This is a genomic window from Pseudomonas sp. 3B-A001-10F, assembly GCF_056313565.1.
Genome location: NZ_JBQYFW010000009.1, coordinates 1 through 16,717 on the forward strand (window position 1 = coordinate 1; position 16,717 = coordinate 16,717).

At 60.0% G+C, this 16,717-nt stretch carries 16 protein-coding genes; 7 read left to right on the forward strand and 9 right to left on the reverse strand.

What is annotated here, in order from left to right; translation table 11 throughout:
* Positions 1–191 precede the first annotated feature (191 nt).
* Positions 192–1,697: an AhpA/YtjB family protein gene (locus AC0ZWN_RS11025; RefSeq protein WP_186621169.1), complete on the reverse strand. Its 1,506-nt coding sequence runs from the start codon at positions 1,695–1,697 to the stop codon at positions 192–194.
* Between the two features lie 134 nt (positions 1,698–1,831).
* On the opposite strand from AC0ZWN_RS11025, the gene serB reads away from it, so the two are divergent.
* Positions 1,832–3,046 (forward strand): phosphoserine phosphatase SerB, encoded by a 1,215-nt coding sequence (gene serB / locus AC0ZWN_RS11030; protein ID WP_093430160.1) that lies wholly within the window; start codon positions 1,832–1,834, stop codon positions 3,044–3,046.
* A gap of 90 nt (positions 3,047–3,136) precedes the next feature.
* On the opposite strand, the gene AC0ZWN_RS11035 is transcribed toward serB, so the two are convergent.
* On the reverse strand, positions 3,137–4,891 hold the full coding sequence (locus AC0ZWN_RS11035; RefSeq protein ID WP_476335042.1) for a molecular chaperone: 1,755 nt from the start codon (positions 4,889–4,891) through the stop codon (positions 3,137–3,139).
* A gap of 220 nt (positions 4,892–5,111) precedes the next feature.
* Between AC0ZWN_RS11035 and AC0ZWN_RS11040 the strand changes: the two genes are divergently transcribed.
* Entirely contained in the window at positions 5,112–5,513 is a 402-nt protein-coding gene (locus AC0ZWN_RS11040; protein ID WP_093430162.1) for a lectin OAA family protein, read from the forward strand.
* Positions 5,514–5,582: 69 nt separating this feature from the next.
* Here the strand turns inward: AC0ZWN_RS11040 and asd are convergent, their stop codons facing one another.
* From asd to AC0ZWN_RS11055, 3 genes are read right to left on the reverse strand one after another with little or no spacing between them, the layout of a single operon-like run.
* On the reverse strand, positions 5,583–6,443 hold the full coding sequence (asd, locus tag AC0ZWN_RS11045) for an archaetidylserine decarboxylase (protein ID WP_093430163.1): 861 nt from the start codon (positions 6,441–6,443) through the stop codon (positions 5,583–5,585).
* An 18-nt stretch (positions 6,444–6,461) separates the two neighbouring features.
* Complete coding sequence (gene rhdA, locus AC0ZWN_RS11050) at positions 6,462–7,277, reverse strand: thiosulfate sulfurtransferase (RefSeq protein ID WP_476335044.1); 816 nt, start codon at positions 7,275–7,277, stop codon at positions 6,462–6,464.
* A 42-nt stretch (positions 7,278–7,319) separates the two neighbouring features.
* Positions 7,320–8,858 (reverse strand): HDOD domain-containing protein, encoded by a 1,539-nt coding sequence (locus AC0ZWN_RS11055; protein WP_414925566.1) that lies wholly within the window; start codon positions 8,856–8,858, stop codon positions 7,320–7,322.
* A 166-nt stretch (positions 8,859–9,024) separates the two neighbouring features.
* On the opposite strand from AC0ZWN_RS11055, the gene motA reads away from it, so the two are divergent.
* The 3 genes from motA to AC0ZWN_RS11070 all read left to right on the forward strand — a co-directional run bounded on the left by motA (position 9,025) and on the right by AC0ZWN_RS11070 (position 12,211).
* Entirely contained in the window at positions 9,025–9,876 is an 852-nt protein-coding gene (gene motA, locus AC0ZWN_RS11060) for a flagellar motor stator protein MotA (RefSeq protein WP_007952169.1), read from the forward strand.
* A 3-nt stretch (positions 9,877–9,879) separates the two neighbouring features.
* On the forward strand, positions 9,880–10,956 hold the full coding sequence (gene motB / locus AC0ZWN_RS11065; protein WP_476335045.1) for a flagellar motor protein MotB: 1,077 nt from the start codon (positions 9,880–9,882) through the stop codon (positions 10,954–10,956).
* A gap of 91 nt (positions 10,957–11,047) precedes the next feature.
* Complete coding sequence (locus AC0ZWN_RS11070) at positions 11,048–12,211, forward strand: sterol desaturase family protein (protein WP_093430167.1); 1,164 nt, start codon at positions 11,048–11,050, stop codon at positions 12,209–12,211.
* Positions 12,212–12,253: 42 nt separating this feature from the next.
* Here AC0ZWN_RS11070 and AC0ZWN_RS11075 read toward each other — a convergent pair whose 3' ends face one another.
* From AC0ZWN_RS11075 to rsgA, 4 genes are all read right to left on the reverse strand, one after another.
* Complete coding sequence (locus AC0ZWN_RS11075) at positions 12,254–12,739, reverse strand: toll/interleukin-1 receptor domain-containing protein (protein WP_093430168.1); 486 nt, start codon at positions 12,737–12,739, stop codon at positions 12,254–12,256.
* Entirely contained in the window at positions 12,739–13,698 is a 960-nt protein-coding gene (locus tag AC0ZWN_RS11080; protein WP_099757835.1) for a caspase family protein, read from the reverse strand. The genes AC0ZWN_RS11075 and AC0ZWN_RS11080 overlap by 1 nt, the downstream gene beginning before the upstream one ends.
* Before the next feature lie 2 nt (positions 13,699–13,700).
* A complete protein-coding gene (locus AC0ZWN_RS11085; RefSeq protein WP_093430170.1) occupies positions 13,701–14,108 on the reverse strand; it encodes a TIR domain-containing protein in 408 nt (135 codons plus the stop codon).
* Between the two features lie 212 nt (positions 14,109–14,320).
* Positions 14,321–15,352, reverse strand: a complete 1,032-nt coding sequence (rsgA, locus tag AC0ZWN_RS11090; protein WP_016985702.1) for a small ribosomal subunit biogenesis GTPase RsgA — start codon at positions 15,350–15,352, stop codon at positions 14,321–14,323.
* Between the two features lie 107 nt (positions 15,353–15,459).
* Here rsgA and orn point away from each other — a divergent pair, with 107 nt between their 5' ends.
* Positions 15,460–16,002, forward strand: coding sequence for an oligoribonuclease (orn, locus tag AC0ZWN_RS11095; RefSeq protein WP_003221098.1), 543 nt, complete (start codon positions 15,460–15,462; stop codon positions 16,000–16,002).
* A 92-nt stretch (positions 16,003–16,094) separates the two neighbouring features.
* Positions 16,095–16,706 carry a trimeric intracellular cation channel family protein gene (locus AC0ZWN_RS11100; RefSeq protein ID WP_093430171.1) on the forward strand — a complete coding sequence of 204 codons (612 nt, stop codon included), beginning with the start codon at positions 16,095–16,097 and terminating at the stop codon, positions 16,704–16,706.
* Positions 16,707–16,717 lie beyond the last annotated feature (11 nt).

Genomic DNA, 16,717 nt, shown 5'->3' on the forward strand with positions numbered 1-16,717 from the left:
TCGACCTGATCGACAACCGACAATTTAAAAGTCAGCGTGTAATCGCGCTGACTGCGCTTTTCGCCCGTCTCCATTGCACCCTCCTGATAAGAAGCCAGAAGGTGTAAACCTTATTCAGGACGAGACACCGGCCACAAAAAAGCCCGCAGACAATCACTCGTCTGCGGGCTTCTGTGTTTCAGGCCTAAGGCTTAAGCCCGGCGCTCATGCATCCGCGCCAGTTGCCGCTCGAGCATCGACGGATACGGCTCCATCAACCGCTCCACGCAGCAAGCGCCTTCAGGGCTGGCAATCGGCCGGATCCGCGCGCGTTGGCGAATCAGCGCATCGTCACTGATCTTGCGCTCAACCAGCAGCAGATTACGGCTGTGTTGCGACAAGGCCAGGGCATCCTGCGCCGAATCGGTCAGCAGCAGATCAATCTGACTCAAGCCGAACAACTCATCGCCCAGGGTCAGGCCCAGCTGCAGTTGCAGGGTGATGCCGCTGTCCGCGACTTCAATCTGCAACTGATGACCCAAGGCCCGCAGCAACTCGCCGCAGCAGATTGCGTTGGTCAGGTAATCGTCACCGCTGTCTTCGGTGTGGAAGAGCATCAGCGTGCTGCCGTCGTTGAGGGTTTCGATTTCACCCTGATACAGCGAAGCAGCCTGATCGAGGCAGTCACGATAACGCTCCTGCAATTCTTCCAGACGTGCCCGCGGCAAGCGGCGCAGTTGTTCCTGTGAGCCCAGTTGTACCGCCAGCACAGCGCTGTGTTGTGGCACGCTCGGGGTCGCCTTGCGGGCGACCGGTTGTGGAGCAACGTCCAGCGATTCATCGCGCAGATCAGCGAACGCGTCATCGTCATCATCGTCTTCGACGGTGCTGACCAGATGTCGCGGTGCAGGCTTCTGCGCGGCCATCGGACGGGTTTCGTCGAAACTCGGATCGCGCAAGTTGCGCACCTCGAACTCCGGCTCGTCTTCTTCGTCCTCGAACTCAGGCTCCGGTTCCGGTGCAGGCTCTGGCGCGTAGTTGGCGTGCAGCTGACGCGCCAGATCGCCGATTTCATCCTGACGATCAATGCCCGGCGTGTGTTCGTCGATGCGTCGCAACCAGACACGCAATTGCAGCAACGGCGTCGACAGATAGCGGCCCATGCGCAGGCTCAGGGCCAGCGACAGCGCCAACAGGATCCCGCTGAGAATGCCCATGCTTTGCAGGCTGATGGTCATCGGCTGCTGGAACTGATCCATGTCCAGGCTGATGCGCAGTTGCCCGGCAGTCACGTCCTGGAAGGTGATCTTGCTCTCGTACATGCCCTCGGCTTCGCCCAGCAGGCTGTGCTTGGGCCGCTGACCGGACTCGGCGAGGATGCGGTTATCCACGCTGTAGATCGCCGCGTGGGCCACCAGTTTGTTCTTGGTCAGATTATTGAGCAGCACGTTGAGGCTGAGGATGTCGTTGGACACCAACAGCTCCGTGGCCGAGGTCGCGGTCTGCGTGGTCAGGCTTTCGCCCAGCGCATCGGCCTGCTGGTGCATGGCCTGCTTGAATTGCAAACCCATCACGCCGGCATAGATCACCAGGGCCAGAGCGACCAGGATCACGTTATGGCTGGCAATGCGTAATGCAATCGGTACACGGCGGTGGCGCAGTGCACGGAAGATCAGCAGGAAGAAGTTATCGGTTTTAACTGGCGTGGGCCGGTTCACTGAGCTCGGCTCTTTTGTCCGTGAAGTTGACGCGCAGTATAGCGACAGGCCCTAGACCGGCAAAGCGCTCGCGGTGCCCGATGGTCACTGAAAGTGGGTAGAATGCGGTTTTTTTCCAGTTGCGGGGGTGCGCGTTGCGCGAAATCGTCCTGATTAACATCACGGGAGTCGACCGTCCGGGTCTGACGGCGGCCATTACCGGCGTTCTGGCACAAGGTGGTGTGAACATTCTCGACATCGGTCAGGCGGTGATCCACGACACCCTGTCGTTCGGCATCCTGGTTGAAATCCCCGATTCCGAGCAAGGCAAGTCGGTGCTCAAGGACATCCTGTTCAAGGGCTACGAGCTCGATCAGCAGGTACGCTTTACGCCGGTGTCCGAAGAGGATTACCAGCAATGGGTGGGTAATCAGGGCAAGAAGCGTCACATCGTCACCCTGTTGACCCGCAAAGTGACCGCTGGCCAATTACAGGCTGTCAGCTCGATCACCGCCAAATATGGCCTGAATATCGATCACATCGACCGTCTGTCGGGTCGCATGCCACTGGACACGCCAGCGGACAAGGGCAAGGGCTGCATCGAGTTCTCCGTGCGTGGCGAAGCCGCCGATCCACAGGCGCTGCGTGCCGAATTCCTCAGCGTTGCCCAAGCGCTGAACGTCGATATCGCCTTCCAGGAAGATTCGCTGTTCCGGCGCAACCGTCGTCTGGCGGTGTTCGATATGGACTCGACGCTGATCGAGGCCGAGGTCATTGACGAGCTGGCCAAGGCTGCCGGCGTGGGCGAGCAGGTGTCCGAAATCACAGAGCGGGCAATGGCCGGCGAGCTGGATTTCCGCGCCAGTTTCAAAGAACGTCTGGCCTTGCTCAAAGGTCTGGATGTCAGCGTGCTGGACTCGATCGGCGCTTCGCTGCGTCTGACCGAAGGCGCCGAAACGCTGTTCGCTGAACTCAAGCGACTGGGCTACAAGACCGCGATCCTGTCCGGTGGCTTCACTTATTTCGCCAAGCAATTGCAGGCCAAACTCGGCATCGACTATGTGTTTGCCAACGAACTGGAAGTGGTCGATGGCAAGTGTACTGGCGTGGCGATCGAGCCGATCGTCGATGCCCAGCGCAAGGCTGATTTGCTCAAAGAGCTGGCACACAAGGAAGGTTTGCGTCTGGAGCAGACCATCGCGGTCGGCGACGGTGCGAATGACCTGCCGATGCTGGCGATTGCCGGTTTGGGCGTAGCGTTCCGTGCCAAGCCGTTGGTGAAGCAGTCGGCGAAGCAGGCGATTTCGACGTTGGGGCTGGATGGCGTGCTGTACCTGCTGGGTTTCCGTGATCGCGACGGGCAGTTGTAATTAAAGATCAAAAGATCGCAGCCTTCGGCAGCTCCTACAGAGGAATATGCATTTTCCTGTAGGAGCTGCCGAAGGCTGCGATCTTTTGCTTTAAAGCAATTTCCACAACGAATCAAAATCCTCTTCGCTCCCGGCATTGCGCGCGGTTTCCAGCGAACGATAGGCGAACTGATTGAAACTGTGCGTACTCGCCACCCGTCGATCCAGCCCGGCGCGGTGTTCTTCGCCTTGGGTGTTGATCAGCACTTTACTGCCTTCCTGAAACGGCAAGCGCGGTGCCAGCAAGGTTGCCGGCAAATCTATCGCACTGATCTCCGGTAACAATAATCCGCGCAGATACTGACTGTGATCGTCCCGTGAACGCACCAGTTGCAGGCCGCAAGGCTGGGCATGTGGCGCCACCAGCTCAATGCCCATTTGCGTGCCGCCGCCGCGCACCTGGCGGATCCAGCGAATGACCGCAATGCTCCAGCCCAGACTGACACTGTCCTGAATGCCGAGCATTTCCCCGGCCTGCAGCTCGGCGGGCACTTCATTTGGCCACGCCAGGCAATATCCACCGGGGCTGTGATTGATCACCGGCAGGGCATGGGTCGGGTAGTGCGGCGTACTGTCCGTGCCGCTTTCATCCTCGAGCAAATGGTCGTACTGGATTTCCTCGTAAGGCAAAAACTCATCAGTTTTGCTCTGCGGTGCGGCGTCGAAAGCCTGGCTCCAACTGTCTTTTTCACCTTTGGCGACGGCACTGCTGAAATTCGCCGAGCGCGTTCCGGGGTGTTTGAGCAGCTCGCTGAAACTGCGCTCGCCACCCAGATAAAAGTGCAGCGCGCTCATGCCCACGCACACGGTCAGATGGCCTTGGCCGACGGTGCGCTGAAAGCTGCGCTCGGCGGCTTGTCCCCAGGTGGCATGCAGGTGTTGCAGGGTGTCGAAGCTGAGCCCGGGCGGAACGGGCAGCGGCGTCGATGCGGGCTGGTGCTGCAAATGCGCTTCGATGGCGTTCACCAGTGGCTGCGGATCGAAGCCGAGCAATCCGGCCTGTTCTTCGCTGCGAAACATGTTGCGGTAGCGCGGGCCGGCATCGATCGCCGGGCTGATCGCAAACAGGCCTTCGCTTGAACGACCGGGATGCAATTTGAGCAGGGCGCTCCACGGTTCGAGTACTTCAGCCAATCGGGCGATCTGGTTCTGCCGCAATTGATTGCAGCGGGCACTGCCCAGGAGCAGGGCGGCGATGTAAGTCTGTTCAAGCGTGAGTTCGGTGGTGAGGCTGGCGAGATCGTCGTGGACCCGGCGCTGTTGCAGTTGCAGTTCGCAGGCGATGCGATACAGCTGATGCAGTTCGAACCACACCTGCTCCGGTGCCGCGCTGTACAGCTGCGTCGCACGCAGCAGTTGACCCTTGAGTGTATGGGTCGCCCGTTGCAGGGCCGTGCTGACCAATATCGCGCGATCCTTGCTGTACTTCGGCGCAATCCGCAACACGATCTGTTTGTAGCCGACCACCAGATGGCTTTGCAGCGCCTGGCACAGATTACTGATCTTGCGCGAACGCTCGTCGAGCATGATCGCCTGATGCAGGAAGTGCCGTTCCAGATGCTGGCAGACGAAATACACTTCGGGTCGCAGCAGCTCCAGCAGGTTGAGGCGATTGTCACTGGGGGTGAGCAATTGATTGAGTTCGCCCAGGCCTTGATACAGCAGGCGGGCGGTTTCACCGATGTTGGCCTTGGGCAGGCCGGCGATCCAGCGCTTGAGGTCGCGTGGCGTTGCTTCGCAAAACGACAGACGCGTTTGCGTCGGGGTCGGGGCGCTCAGGGAGGGGTGGGGACGAGACTCACTCATGCCTTGACGGGCTCCGGCGGCGGAAGGGGCAATGCCCAAAACTCTAGCAGCTGTGGTCTGTTTCGCTGGGTAGCGTCAGACTTTTTGACCGCTGGTCTGCTGGCCGGATGCCATTCCCCAAGCCCTACTAGTCTCTCAGGCGTGCGATCGGAAACGCACGGTTGCACGGCCTGCCGTCAACCTCGGGCAGGTCTCCCGAAACTTCAAGGAGATGAGGTTCATGTCTAAATATGCAGTGGCAAATCAATGGGGTGGCAGTTCGGCGCCGTGGCATCCGGGTGGAACCTGGGTACTCGGCGGGCGGGACAACCAGAATGTCGTCGCTATCGAGATCAAGTCGCGCGATGACGGTAAAACGTTCACCGGCACCATGACCTATGCCGGGGAAGGTCCCATTGGCTTCAAAGCGCAACGCACCGGTCAGAACCAGTACAACGTCGAGAATCAGTGGGGTGGCAATGATGCCCCGTGGCATCCGGGCGGCAAGTGGGTGATTGGCGGCCGGGACAATCAGAACGTTATCGCGTTGAGCGTCACGTCCAGTGACGGAGGGAAAAACCTCAGTGGCACCAATACCTATGCCAACGAAGGCCCGATCGGCTTTCGTGGGCAAATAGAGTAACGGCACCACCGAGTCGTATCCGCCTTTTCGCAGACGTGTGAAAAGGCGGATCAGTGGCTCACATCATGTTCAGGCTTTTGGCAGCGCCAGGCCTTGCCCCATCTGCACTGGCGAACCCGCCACCAGCTCTTGCGCCCATGTCACCTGATCCGGCCCGAACAGCACGATCGCGGTCGAACCCAGTTTGAAGCGACCCAGTTCGGCGCCTTTTTCCAGATGAATCGGCGCGCGGGCGGCTTCGTCGTAGCGGAAGGTTTTCAGCTCGCGCTTCGGCGGCGTGACCAGACCGGCCCATACGGTTTCGATCGAAGCGACGATCATCGCACCCACCAGCACCACGGCCATCGGCCCGCGCTCGGTGTCGAAAATGCACGCCACGCGCTCGTTGCGGGCGAACAGTTCCGGAACGTTTTCTGCGGTGGTCTGGTTGACCGAGAAGATCCGGCCCGGGATGTAGACCATTTCGCGCAGGGTGCCGGCCAGCGGCATGTGCACGCGGTGGTAGTCCTTCGGCGACAGGTAAATGGTGGCGAAGTCGCCGCCCATGAATGGTGCAGCGTTAGCCGCATCACCGCCGAGCAGTTCCAGCACGCTGAAGCTGTGGCCCTTGGCCTGGAACACGCGACCGTGTTCGATCGGGCCAAGCTGGCTGACCGCACCGTCGGCCGGGCTGAGGATCGCGCCCGGGGTTTCGTCCAGTGGACGCGCACCGTCTTTCAAGGCCCGGGTGAAGAAGGCGTTGAAGTGCTCGTAGGCAGTGAGGTCTTCGACCAGCGCTTGCGACATGTCCACCTGGTAGCGCTTGGCGAACCATTGGGTGAAGGCATTCTTGAACCAGCGCACGCGGCATTCGGCAATGCAGCCGGCCAGACGCGATAGCAGGTGATGAGGCAGCAGGTACTGGCTGAGGATAAACAGACGCTCTTTCATTAGTTGTCCTTAAAAACCTTAAATCTCGACTGGCGTGTCAGGGTGGTTGCCCCATTCGCCCCAGGAACCGGCGTAGCCCTTGACCCGCGGATAACCGAGGGATTTGGCCACCAGATAAGTGAAGCCCGACCGGTGATGGGTCTGGCAGTGGGTAATGATTTCTTTGTCCTTGGTGATCCCGAGGTCTTCGAGGATCTGCGGCATGTCTGTGCGAATGCGCAACTGACGGGCCTTGTCCATGCCGGCCGTCCATTCGAAATTGACCGCACCGGGGATGTGCCCAGCCTTGGCGGCCAGCACTTTCTCACCGGAATACTCCAGCGGCCCGCGCGCATCCCAGATCGCCAGATCGGCAGCACCGAGGCGGCTTTGCAGGTATTCACGGGTCGCGGTCGGTTCTTCATGCAGGGTCAATGGCACAGGGCGGCCCACTGCAGGCGGAACCTGGATCGACATCGGCATGCCGGCCGCCAGCCACGCCGGCAGACCGCCGTCGACGTAGTGATATTTGTCGTGACCGATCACGTCGAGCAGCCAGATGAAACGCCCGGCCCAACCGCCGCCTTCGTCGTCATAGACCACGTAGACCGCATCTTTGCGATGGCCCAGCTCACCGAATAACGCTTCGAGATCGGCTTTCGCCGGCAGCAGTCCCGGCGCCGGCGGCTGGCCGAGCTGGGTGCGCTTGGGATCGACAAAGCGTGCGCCGGGAAAGTGACCTTCGGCATAACGGACAGGGCTGGTCAGGTCCACCAGAATCAGTTCAGGGGAGTCGAGACGCGGGAGCAGGTCGCTCGCCTCGATGACGAGCGGCAAGCCAGAGAAGTCAGACATGTGAGGTCTCCAGAGCACAAAGGGGACGATTGTAGCGCAGCCTCATCGGCCGCGGCTGCTAAAGCTGTGCAGGGCTTTTTCGATGCACTGTGCGGTTTTGCCAAAGGCTTGCACGGTGATATCGGCGAACGGCCCGCCGCCCTGATCGGCGACGACAATCATGATCACCCGGCCGTTATTGACCAGGGAACGCAGAAACAGATGCTCGCCACGAAACAGGGTGCGCAGGCTCGCTGGCAGCAGAGCGGAGAACTGAGCGTTGTTCTCGGGATTGATCCGCACCTGCGCCTGTTGCGCGAGCAGCCGTTGCAAGACCTTGCTCTGGCTGACGACGAAATTCAGCGCCGCCGCTTCTTTCGGTAGCCCGGCGGTTTGATTCACGCGCAGATTGGACTGTGTGCGATCGGCCATCAGGATCATCACCCGGCGCATGCCGCTGGCGACCAGCGCATCGCGAGCGGCGACGGTCAGGCTCATGGCATTGGTGAAGCGGCTTGGCTCGGCCAATAGCTCGGCGCATTGCTGGCGCCATTGCGTCAGATCTTCCGAGGTTGGCGCAGCGGCGGGCAGCATGCCGGCTGGCAAACGACGGGTGCCCCACGGCCACAGCAACGAAACCGCCGGATGCCACAGGTCGGGCATCGCATGATGGCGCGCGCTGTTGGCGGCTTGCTGGTGCAACTGTTGTTGCACTTCATCCATGGAAATCTGCAGATAAAGGCTGGTCAGGTACTGCCAGCGTTCGCTGTGCGGACTGTCCCAGGCCTGTTGCGCCGACAGCGCCAGACCATTGGCCAGCAGCACGGTGTTGGCCGGCTGGTTGAGCCAGCGGCGCAGGGTCGGGTCGTCATCGAGGCGGTTTTGCTGGCGCAACGGATGTTCGCTGTCGCGGGCGATGCGCAGCACTTTGACCAGTTCGCGTTGCTCGCTGAGCAGCAGCTTATAACCCTGCTGCACCCAGATCGGCAGATGCCAGGCCTGCACCAACGCTTCAGCGATTTTCAGCAGGCGTACGCCGAACAATTGCTTCTCGACCACGCGCGCCGATTCGCCCTTGTGGATAACCCGCAGTTCCCATTCTTCGAGCAATTGCGGATAAGTCAGCGCCAATGGCCACAGCGGCGACAAAAACAACAGGCTGCCCCAATGAATGTCCTGCCACAGCCGCGCCAGGCGACTGGCGAAAAAACCGTTGGCCTGTTGCGTCGCGTGCTGGCTGATCATCTGCAATTGGCGCAGGGCCTTGGGGATTTGCATCTGCGGTTCAGCCGGCAGGCGCGCGAGCAATTCTTCAGTCCGCGCCAGGCCGAGACGGTTGATCGCCACCTCGAGATTTTCCGCCGGTGCGGCCATGGTGCCGTGGGTGTGACGATTCGCCTCACGGATGATGCTCAAGGCCAGTGCCGGGCTGTCCTGCATCAGATCGGCGATGTCGCGCAGCGAGCTGCGATTGTCGCGGATCGCCCGACAGACTTTGTCGTGAGCCTCTTGCGGCACGGGCAGCCGGACGCTGTCGAGCAGCTTGACCCAGCCGTCGAGCGTGGTCGGTTTTGCGTGTGGGACGTTCGTTTCATTAGCCATGTCTGGACGGGATCTTCACTGACTGTAGACGCGCCCGGCATGGGCTAAATTGGCTTTTCGCCTGAACTGGCTATAGTCTGGCGCAGTTTTGCCGATAAGTAGAAGAAGAGATTTTTTAACTTCCGAATATGACCTTGAACCCGACTTAAATAAGTACTTTCTACCTATGGCTAAAATTATCGGCATCATCGTCGTATTCGCGAGCGTGCTCGGCGGATACGTGCTCTCCCACGGCAAGATTGCCGCCCTGATCCAGCCCTTCGAGGTGATGATCATCGGTGGTGCGGCACTGGGTGCATTCCTCCAGGCCAACCCCGGTTACATGACGATGCACGTGCTCAAGAAATCCCTGAGCATGTTCAGTTCGCGCTTCAGCCACACGTTCTATCTGGAAGTGCTCGGGCTGATCTACGAGATCCTCAACAAGAGCCGCCGCGAAGGCATGATGGCCATCGAAGGCGACATCGAAGATGCCGCCGCGAGCCCGATCTTCGCCAAGTACCCGGCAGTGCTCAAAGACGAACGCATGACCGCGTTCATCTGCGATTACCTGCGCATCATGTCGTCCGGCAACATGGCGCCGCACGAGCTGGAAGGCTTGTTCGACATGGAGCTGTACAGCCTGAAAGAAGACCTCGAGCATCCATCTCATGCGGTGAACGGCATCGCCGATGCCATGCCCGGTTTCGGTATCGTCGCGGCGGTACTCGGTATCGTGGTGACCATGGCCTCGCTGGGTGAAGGCGATCAGAAGTCCATCGGTCTGCACGTTGGTGCGGCACTGGTCGGTACCTTCTTCGGTATTCTCGCGGCGTACGGTTTCTTCGGCCCATTGGCGCATTCCCTGGCTCATGATGCCAAGGAAGAGCTGAACGTCTACGAAGCCATCAAGGCCTCGCTGGTGGCTTCGGCTTCCGGCATGCCGCCTTCGCTGGCGGTCGAGTTCGGTCGCAAGGTTTTGTACCCGGCGCACCGTCCAAGCTTCGCCGAGCTGGAACAAGCGGTTCGCGGTCGCTAAGTCATGGAAAATAATCAGCCGATTATCATCAAGCGCGTCAAGCGCATAGCCGGCGGGCATCACGGCGGGGCGTGGAAAATCGCCTTCGCCGACTTCGCCACGGCGATGATGGCGTTCTTCCTGGTGTTGTGGCTGCTGTCCACCGCCACGCCCGAGCAGAAGATCGCTATCGCCGGTTACTTCAAAGACCCGGTCGGCTTCTCCGAAAGCGGCACGCCGTACATCATCGATCTGGGCGGCACGCCGACCCTGGCGCCGGAAAACACCCTCAACCCGGAAGTGAAGTCGCAGCCGCAACCGGACAAGGTCACGGTCGACACCGAGCAGGTTGAAGGCATGGCCGAACAGGTCGAGAAGGAACGCCTCGAACTGCTCCTGCAAGAACTGCAGAACAAGGTCGACGAGAACCCGCAACTGCAGAAGTTCAAGGACCAGATTCTCTTCGAAATCACGCCGAACGGCTTGCGCATCCAGATCATGGACGCCGAGAACCGGCCGATGTTCGACTCCGGTTCTGCACGCCTGAAGCCGTACTTCGAAGACATCCTGCTGGCCATGGCCGACACCATCAAAGCGGTGCCGAACAAGATCAGCATCAGTGGTCACACTGACGCCAAGCCGTACACTGGCACCGGCGATTTCGGTAACTGGGAGCTGTCGGCCAACCGGGCCAACGCGGCCCGTCGTGCCTTGATCGCCGGTAGCTATCCGGATGCGCAAGTGGCGCGGGTTGTCGGTTATGCCTCGTCAGCGCTGTTCGACAAGGAAAACCCGTTCAACCCGGTCAACCGTCGCATCGACATTGTGGTGTTGACCAAAAAAGCCCAGGCGGCCATCGAAGGTTCGCAAGGTGCGGATCCGGCGAAACCGGCGGATCAAGGTCAGAATGGTGCCGCTCCGGCAGCCCCAGTCGACCCGAATGCACTGCCGGCCGATCAGCAACCGGTGCCGGCGCACGAACTGCGCGAACGCCTGAACCTGTTCGACGACGCTGCGCCGAAACCGGTTGAGCCGGGGAGTGCGGCGCCCGCGCCTGCTGCCCCGCCAGCCACTGTGCCGGCCCCCGCGCCGAAACAGTGACCGACAAAAAGCCACGGTTACCGTGGCTTTTTTGTATCTGCCTGCGTCGCAATGACCAGTCGCAGTTTTCGCAATCACGGAAGATCAGTAAATGGAAAGACTCAAAGCCTATTTTCAACGGCACGGCAACGCTCCCTTCAAATTTGGCGAGGGCCGGGTCAGTGGCTATATATCAGCCACCCTCGGGCTGTTGAGCCTGTTGGCGGTGTTCTGCTTCCTGTTTCCCGAGTGGCTGACCACAGCCGAACTGCGCAAGGTCTATGACGAGCAGTTCGCGCGCACCACGCTATTGCTCGGTCTGGTGGTTTCGTTCAGCCTCGGCACCCTGAATATCCTGCTCAACAAACGCAAGCGTCTGGGGATTACCGGTCTGGTTGCATCGGGCCTGGCGGTGTTCCTTGGGGGCACCAACGTACAAGTCAGCTCGATCGGGCAGACCCCGTACTCGCTCGGTCTGGACTGGTTCGTGCTGGCGCTGCTGGTGTCGGCGATCGTGTTCATTCCGCTGGAAAAACTCTATTCCAAGGATCCCGAGCAAAACATCCTGCGCCCGCACTGGCGCACCGACCTGACCTACTTTTTCGTCAGCCACATGCTGGTGCAGTTCATCCTGATCTTCATCACCGCCTCGTCGAGTTACATCGCCGGCTGGGCGGTGTCGCCGGGCTTGCAAGCGAGCGTGCAAAGCCTGCCGCTCGTTGTGCAGTTTCTGCTGGCGATACTGGTCGCCGATCTCGGTCAGTACTGGCTGCACCGGCTCTACCATGTAGTGCCATGGCTGTGGCGCATTCACGCGGTGCATCACTCCAGTACGCACATGGACTGGCTCGCCGGCTCCCGCGTGCACTTCATTGAAATCCTGCTGACCCGCACTGGCGTGCTGGTGCCATTGATGCTGCTGGGCTTCGCGCCGCAAGCGTTGAATGCCTATGTAATCCTGGTCGGTGTTCAAGCGGTACTGGCCCACGCCAACGTGCGAATCAACGGCGGCTGGCTGAACTACTTGATCGTGCTGCCGCGCTATCACCATTGGCACCACGCCCGGCACAAGGACTACATCTACAAAAACTACGCGATCCACACGCCGCTGGTGGATATGCTCTTCGGTACGTTCAAGCTGCCGCCAAAGGAATGGCCGGTGCGTTATGGCGTGTTTGGCAAGGAGCTGCCAGGCGGGATTGTGCGTCAGCACCTGTATGCGTTTCGCAAGCCTGAGCCAAAAGTAGTTGTGCCAAAACCGCCGGCCAGCGTGTGAGGCAAAAAAAGCCGCGAGATGATCGCGGCTTTTTTACGTCTGTCAGAACCCGCGCCGAATCCGGTTCTTCAGTTGTTCGTGGAAAATCTCGGCGTTGCGCTTATAGGTGCCGCTAAAGGATTCATTGCTCGAATCCAGCGTCATCGAGCGTTTATTCGACACTTCCTCGCGATACGCGTCGATAAAAAAATTCAGATCACTGTCCGTGCTCAGCTTCGGCCACTTATCCAGATACAACGGCAGCTCCGTCGGCCCGGTCTTGAACGAGCAGATCCGCCGGTTGCTGATGGTCGCTTCGCCAATTTCGAACGGCACCCACCACGATAACGCAGTCTTTTCCGAGACCACTGCCAGCAGGTGCGTGCATTCGGTGATGTTGCGGGTGATGACCCCAGTGATGTCGTCGGTGGTCTGCGACTCGGGGTCGAGCACGTCGAGGTAGGTTTTGATGTTGGCCTGGATCAGGCGGCTATTGATGGCGATGGCGTGGGCGCGATCCATGTGGCGGTAGCTGATGAATACGGGCATCAGAAGTGTCCTTTTATGGCGAGTTCGCGGTAGTAGGCGCCGAGGGCGGTGAGGCGGCAGCCGGTGGAGTTGATGGCGGCGTAGTACATGTGTTCGGCGTCCACGGGCTCGATCAGGCTGTGGCGATTGCACATTTGCAGTTGCTTGAAGATGTCGCCGTGCTCGGGGTTGAACAGCGCTTCGGTGGGCTCGTAGCTGGGGTCGAGTCTGAAAACGAAGCTCGGTTCCGGGAACCAGTCCTTGAGTTTGCGCAGGGTTTCTTCGGCGATCAGCGGCGCGACCTCGCGTAGCGGCACAAACTGCGAGACATTGGTCTTGAATACCGGACGCTGTTCCCAGGCTCCCAGCGCATTGTCGACAAACGAATAGACGCTACCGGGGGTGACCTTGCCGAGTACGTTGGCAGCGCCACCATGCAGCGCTTGCAGCAACAGATCCGTAAATACCCCGTGACCGCGGCTTTCCAGGGCGTACTGTTCTTTTTTGCAGGCGGTGAGAATGGTCACGCCTTCGCCGATCACACTGCTGCCGCCGCGCAGGTTGCGCAGGGCGCCTGCTGCACCGGCCTGGCAGCAATCGAGAATGATGATTTTATTCTTGATGTGCGGGGCTTTGTCCGCCCATTCCAGAATGTCGCTGATGCGAATACCGTCTCCGCCAGGCTGATAGTCCTGGGGAATCAGTAGTCCTTCGTCGATGCTGGTGTCGAACTGCCCATGACCGGCGAAGTACAGCAGTGCCACGTCACAGTCGCCTGAGAACAGGCTCTGGATCTGCTGTTTCATGAGTTTGAGCGTTAGTTGTTCTTCGGCCGACGTCAGCACTTTGCTGCTGAAGTTCGGGCGCCCGTTGGCGTGACGCTCCAATACCGAAGCCATGGCCATTGCGTCGTTGTTACAACCGCTCAACGGTGAGACGTAGTCGTAGTGGTTGATGCCGATAAACAGTCCCTTGCGCATGATCACACCGCCGTATGCAGGCGAATCGCGCTGACGATGCTATTGGTGTTCCACGCGCATTCGGCGTGTGCCGCGTCACGTACCACGGCGGAAATGCGCTCGGCGCCGAATGGCTTGATCGCGATGATCACCTTGCCCATGCGTTTGGCGATCTCGATTTCCTTGTTGATCCACTTGCTGTAGGTCGAATACATCCCGGCCATGATTAGTACCGCCGAGCAGGGGCGAATCTTGTTTTCGATGGCTTCTTCGAGCTGCTTGTCGGTCTGCGCGCCCATGATCGGGTTATGTGGCGGCACGGAAAAATTCTTGAAACTGAAATCCGGCCTGGCGCCGAGCAGGCGTACCAGATTGTCGTGAGCGTGGGCGTAGTTCCACGAATGGCTGATGAACAGGTGATAGGTCTGCATGGGGTTCCTCGAAGGTCGCGAAGGTGCGAAGGAGGACCCCAATCTAGGCATCTGGAGCTTGCCTACAAGGGTTGGGCGGTGAAAGAGAAATGTCCTGCAGGCAGGCGTGTGCGGGCCTGTAAGAAAAGTCTGGCGTTTAACGGAATCGAGGGTTTGTCAGGCGCAGTCCGACATCCGGCAGCCCTCGGGCGAGGTACTGCCGGTGCAGATGTTTAGTAGCCGTTTTCCGGCAGGCTGGCGATGATCGAGCGGTAGCTGTTCATCCGCTGCTGCTGCACGCGGCCATCTTCCAGCGCCTTGAGCAGTGCACAACCGGGTTCGCGGTCGTGTTTGCAGTCGCGAAAGCGGCAGGTGCCGAGTAGGTCATTGAACTCGATGAAACCGGCTTCAACATCGGCGCGGCTGACGTGACCCAAGCCGAATTCGCGGATACCCGGGGAGTCGATCAACTCACCGCCGCCAGGGAAGTGGAACAGGCGCGCAGTAGTCGTCGTGTGCGTACCCTGACCGGACAACTCGGACAACGGCCCGACACGGGTTTCCACTTCAGGCAGCAAGCTGTTGACCAGCGATGACTTGCCGACACCGGACTGGCCGACGAACACGCTGATGCGGCCGTCGAGCTGCTGTTGCAGTTGTTCCATGCCGTTGCCGTGGTGCGCCGACACTTCCAGCACCGGATAACCGAGTGTGCGGTACACCGCCAGCAGCGCATTCAGTGCTGGGGCGTTCTGCTCGTCGATCAAGTCGAATTTGTTCAACAGCAGCAGCGGCCGGATGCCAGCGTGTTCGGCGGCAACCAGATAGCGGTCGATCAGGTTGGCATGCGGCTCGGGCAGCGGCGCGAAGACGATGACGATCATGTCGACGTTGGCGGCTACCGGTTTGAGCTGGCCACGGCTGTCCGGGCGGCACAGTTCGGTGGTGCGCGGCAGTTGCGCAACAATCACCCCGATGCCCTGATTGCCGGCACGCCAGACGACTGTGTCGCCGGTTACCAGCGCAGGCAGGTTGGCGCGCAAGTGGCAGCGGAACACCTGGCCGGCCTGATCACCGTCAACGGCCTCGACCTCGACCTGTACACCGAAGTGGGCAATCACCAGGCCGGTCTGTTCCGGGCCCAGGTCGCCGCCCTCAAGGGCTTCGACAGCCGAGGACTCGCGTTTGGCGGCGCGTGCAGCGCGCTCGCCTTGAATCTTTTCGATGCGCCAGTTTTGACGACGATTGAGTTGGCGTTTGGCCATGGGTGTTCCGTCTGAAGAATGCAGCGATTAGGTAAAACGGCCGCGAGTTTAGCACGCCCGGCCACCGGCCTAGGCTAAACTGCGCAGCATTGCCTAGGAGCCGACATATGCAAAACCCGCAGAACCTGATCTGGATCGACCTGGAAATGACCGGTCTGGATCCGGAAAACGACGTCATCATCGAGATGGCCACCATCGTCACCGACAGTGATCTGAACACCTTGGCCGAAGGCCCGGTGATCGCTATCCACCACAGTGACGAAGTGCTCGCGCGTATGGACGAGTGGAACACCCGCACCCACGGCAACTCCGGCCTGACCCAGCGCGTGCGTGACAGCCGAATCAGCATGGCCGAAGCCGAAGCTGAAACCATCGCCTTCCTGGAAAAATGGGTACCGAAGGGCAAGTCGCCGATCTGTGGCAACAGCATCTGTCAGGATCGCCGCTTCCTTTATACCCACATGAAAGCGCTGGAAAGCTATTTCCACTATCGCAACCTCGACGTCTCCACGCTCAAGGAACTGGCCGCGCGCTGGGCACCGGACGTGCGCGACAGCTTCAAGAAGGGCAGCACCCACCTCGCGCTGGACGATATCCGTGAGTCGATCGCCGAGTTGCAGCACTACCGCAAGCATTTCATCAAGTTCTGATGCCTGGCGATGGGGGCGGGCATTGCGATTGCCCCCTTTTGGTGCCGCACTGAAATGGCTAGACTGCGCGCCTTCCTGCCTGGATCGCCACCATGTTGCTGATGCTCTATCTGATCGCCATCACCGCTGAAGCCATGACTGGCGCCCTGTCTGCCGGGCGGCGCGGCATGGACTGGTTTGGCGTGGTACTGATCGCCTGCGTAACAGCCTTGGGCGGTGGCTCGGTGCGCGATGTGCTGCTCGGGCATTATCCGCTGACCTGGGTAAAACACCCGGAATACCTGGTGCTGACTTCGGTAGCGGCAATGTTCACCGTGTTCACCGCGCGCTGGATGCGCCACTTGCGTTCGCTGTTCCTGGTGCTCGACGCCGTCGGTCTGGTGGCGTTCACCTTGATTGGCTGCATGACCGCACTGGAAATGGGCCACGGCATGCTGGTGGCGTCGGTCAGCGGCGTGATCACGGGGGTGTTTGGTGGCATCTTGCGCGATATTTTCTGCAACGACATTCCGCTGATCTTTCGCCGCGAACTGTATGCGAGCGTCTCCTTCGCTGCAGCGTGGTGCTACATGCTGTGTCTTTATCTGAATGTGCCCGGTGAACAAGCCATTTTGATTACGCTGTTCGGCGGGTTCTTGTTACGTCTGCTGGCCATCCGTTTTCATTGGGAAATGCCCAAGTTTGTTTATAACGACGAGCCTTGATGGTTGTCGCC

Bases quoted from the DNA above. Each gene is read 5' to 3' on its own strand.
- AC0ZWN_RS11035 (WP_476335042.1), bottom strand. From the start codon at position 4,891: ATGAGTGAGTCTCGTCCCCACCCCTCCCTGAGCGCCCCGACCCCGACG.
- AC0ZWN_RS11040 (WP_093430162.1), top strand. From the start codon at position 5,112: ATGTCTAAATATGCAGTGGCAAATCAATGGGGTGGCAGTTCGGCGCCG.
- asd (WP_093430163.1), bottom strand. From the start codon at position 6,443: ATGAAAGAGCGTCTGTTTATCCTCAGCCAGTACCTGCTGCCTCATCAC.
- rhdA (WP_476335044.1), bottom strand. From the start codon at position 7,277: ATGTCTGACTTCTCTGGCTTGCCGCTCGTCATCGAGGCGAGCGACCTG.
- AC0ZWN_RS11055 (WP_414925566.1), bottom strand. From the start codon at position 8,858: ATGGCTAATGAAACGAACGTCCCACACGCAAAACCGACCACGCTCGAC.
- motA (WP_007952169.1), top strand. From the start codon at position 9,025: ATGGCTAAAATTATCGGCATCATCGTCGTATTCGCGAGCGTGCTCGGC.
- motB (WP_476335045.1), top strand. From the start codon at position 9,880: ATGGAAAATAATCAGCCGATTATCATCAAGCGCGTCAAGCGCATAGCC.
- AC0ZWN_RS11070 (WP_093430167.1), top strand. From the start codon at position 11,048: ATGGAAAGACTCAAAGCCTATTTTCAACGGCACGGCAACGCTCCCTTC.
- AC0ZWN_RS11075 (WP_093430168.1), bottom strand. From the start codon at position 12,739: ATGCCCGTATTCATCAGCTACCGCCACATGGATCGCGCCCACGCCATC.
- AC0ZWN_RS11080 (WP_099757835.1), bottom strand. From the start codon at position 13,698: ATGCGCAAGGGACTGTTTATCGGCATCAACCACTACGACTACGTCTCA.
- AC0ZWN_RS11085 (WP_093430170.1), bottom strand. From the start codon at position 14,108: ATGCAGACCTATCACCTGTTCATCAGCCATTCGTGGAACTACGCCCAC.
- rsgA (WP_016985702.1), bottom strand. From the start codon at position 15,352: ATGGCCAAACGCCAACTCAATCGTCGTCAAAACTGGCGCATCGAAAAG.
- orn (WP_003221098.1), top strand. From the start codon at position 15,460: ATGCAAAACCCGCAGAACCTGATCTGGATCGACCTGGAAATGACCGGT.
- AC0ZWN_RS11100 (WP_093430171.1), top strand. From the start codon at position 16,095: ATGTTGCTGATGCTCTATCTGATCGCCATCACCGCTGAAGCCATGACT.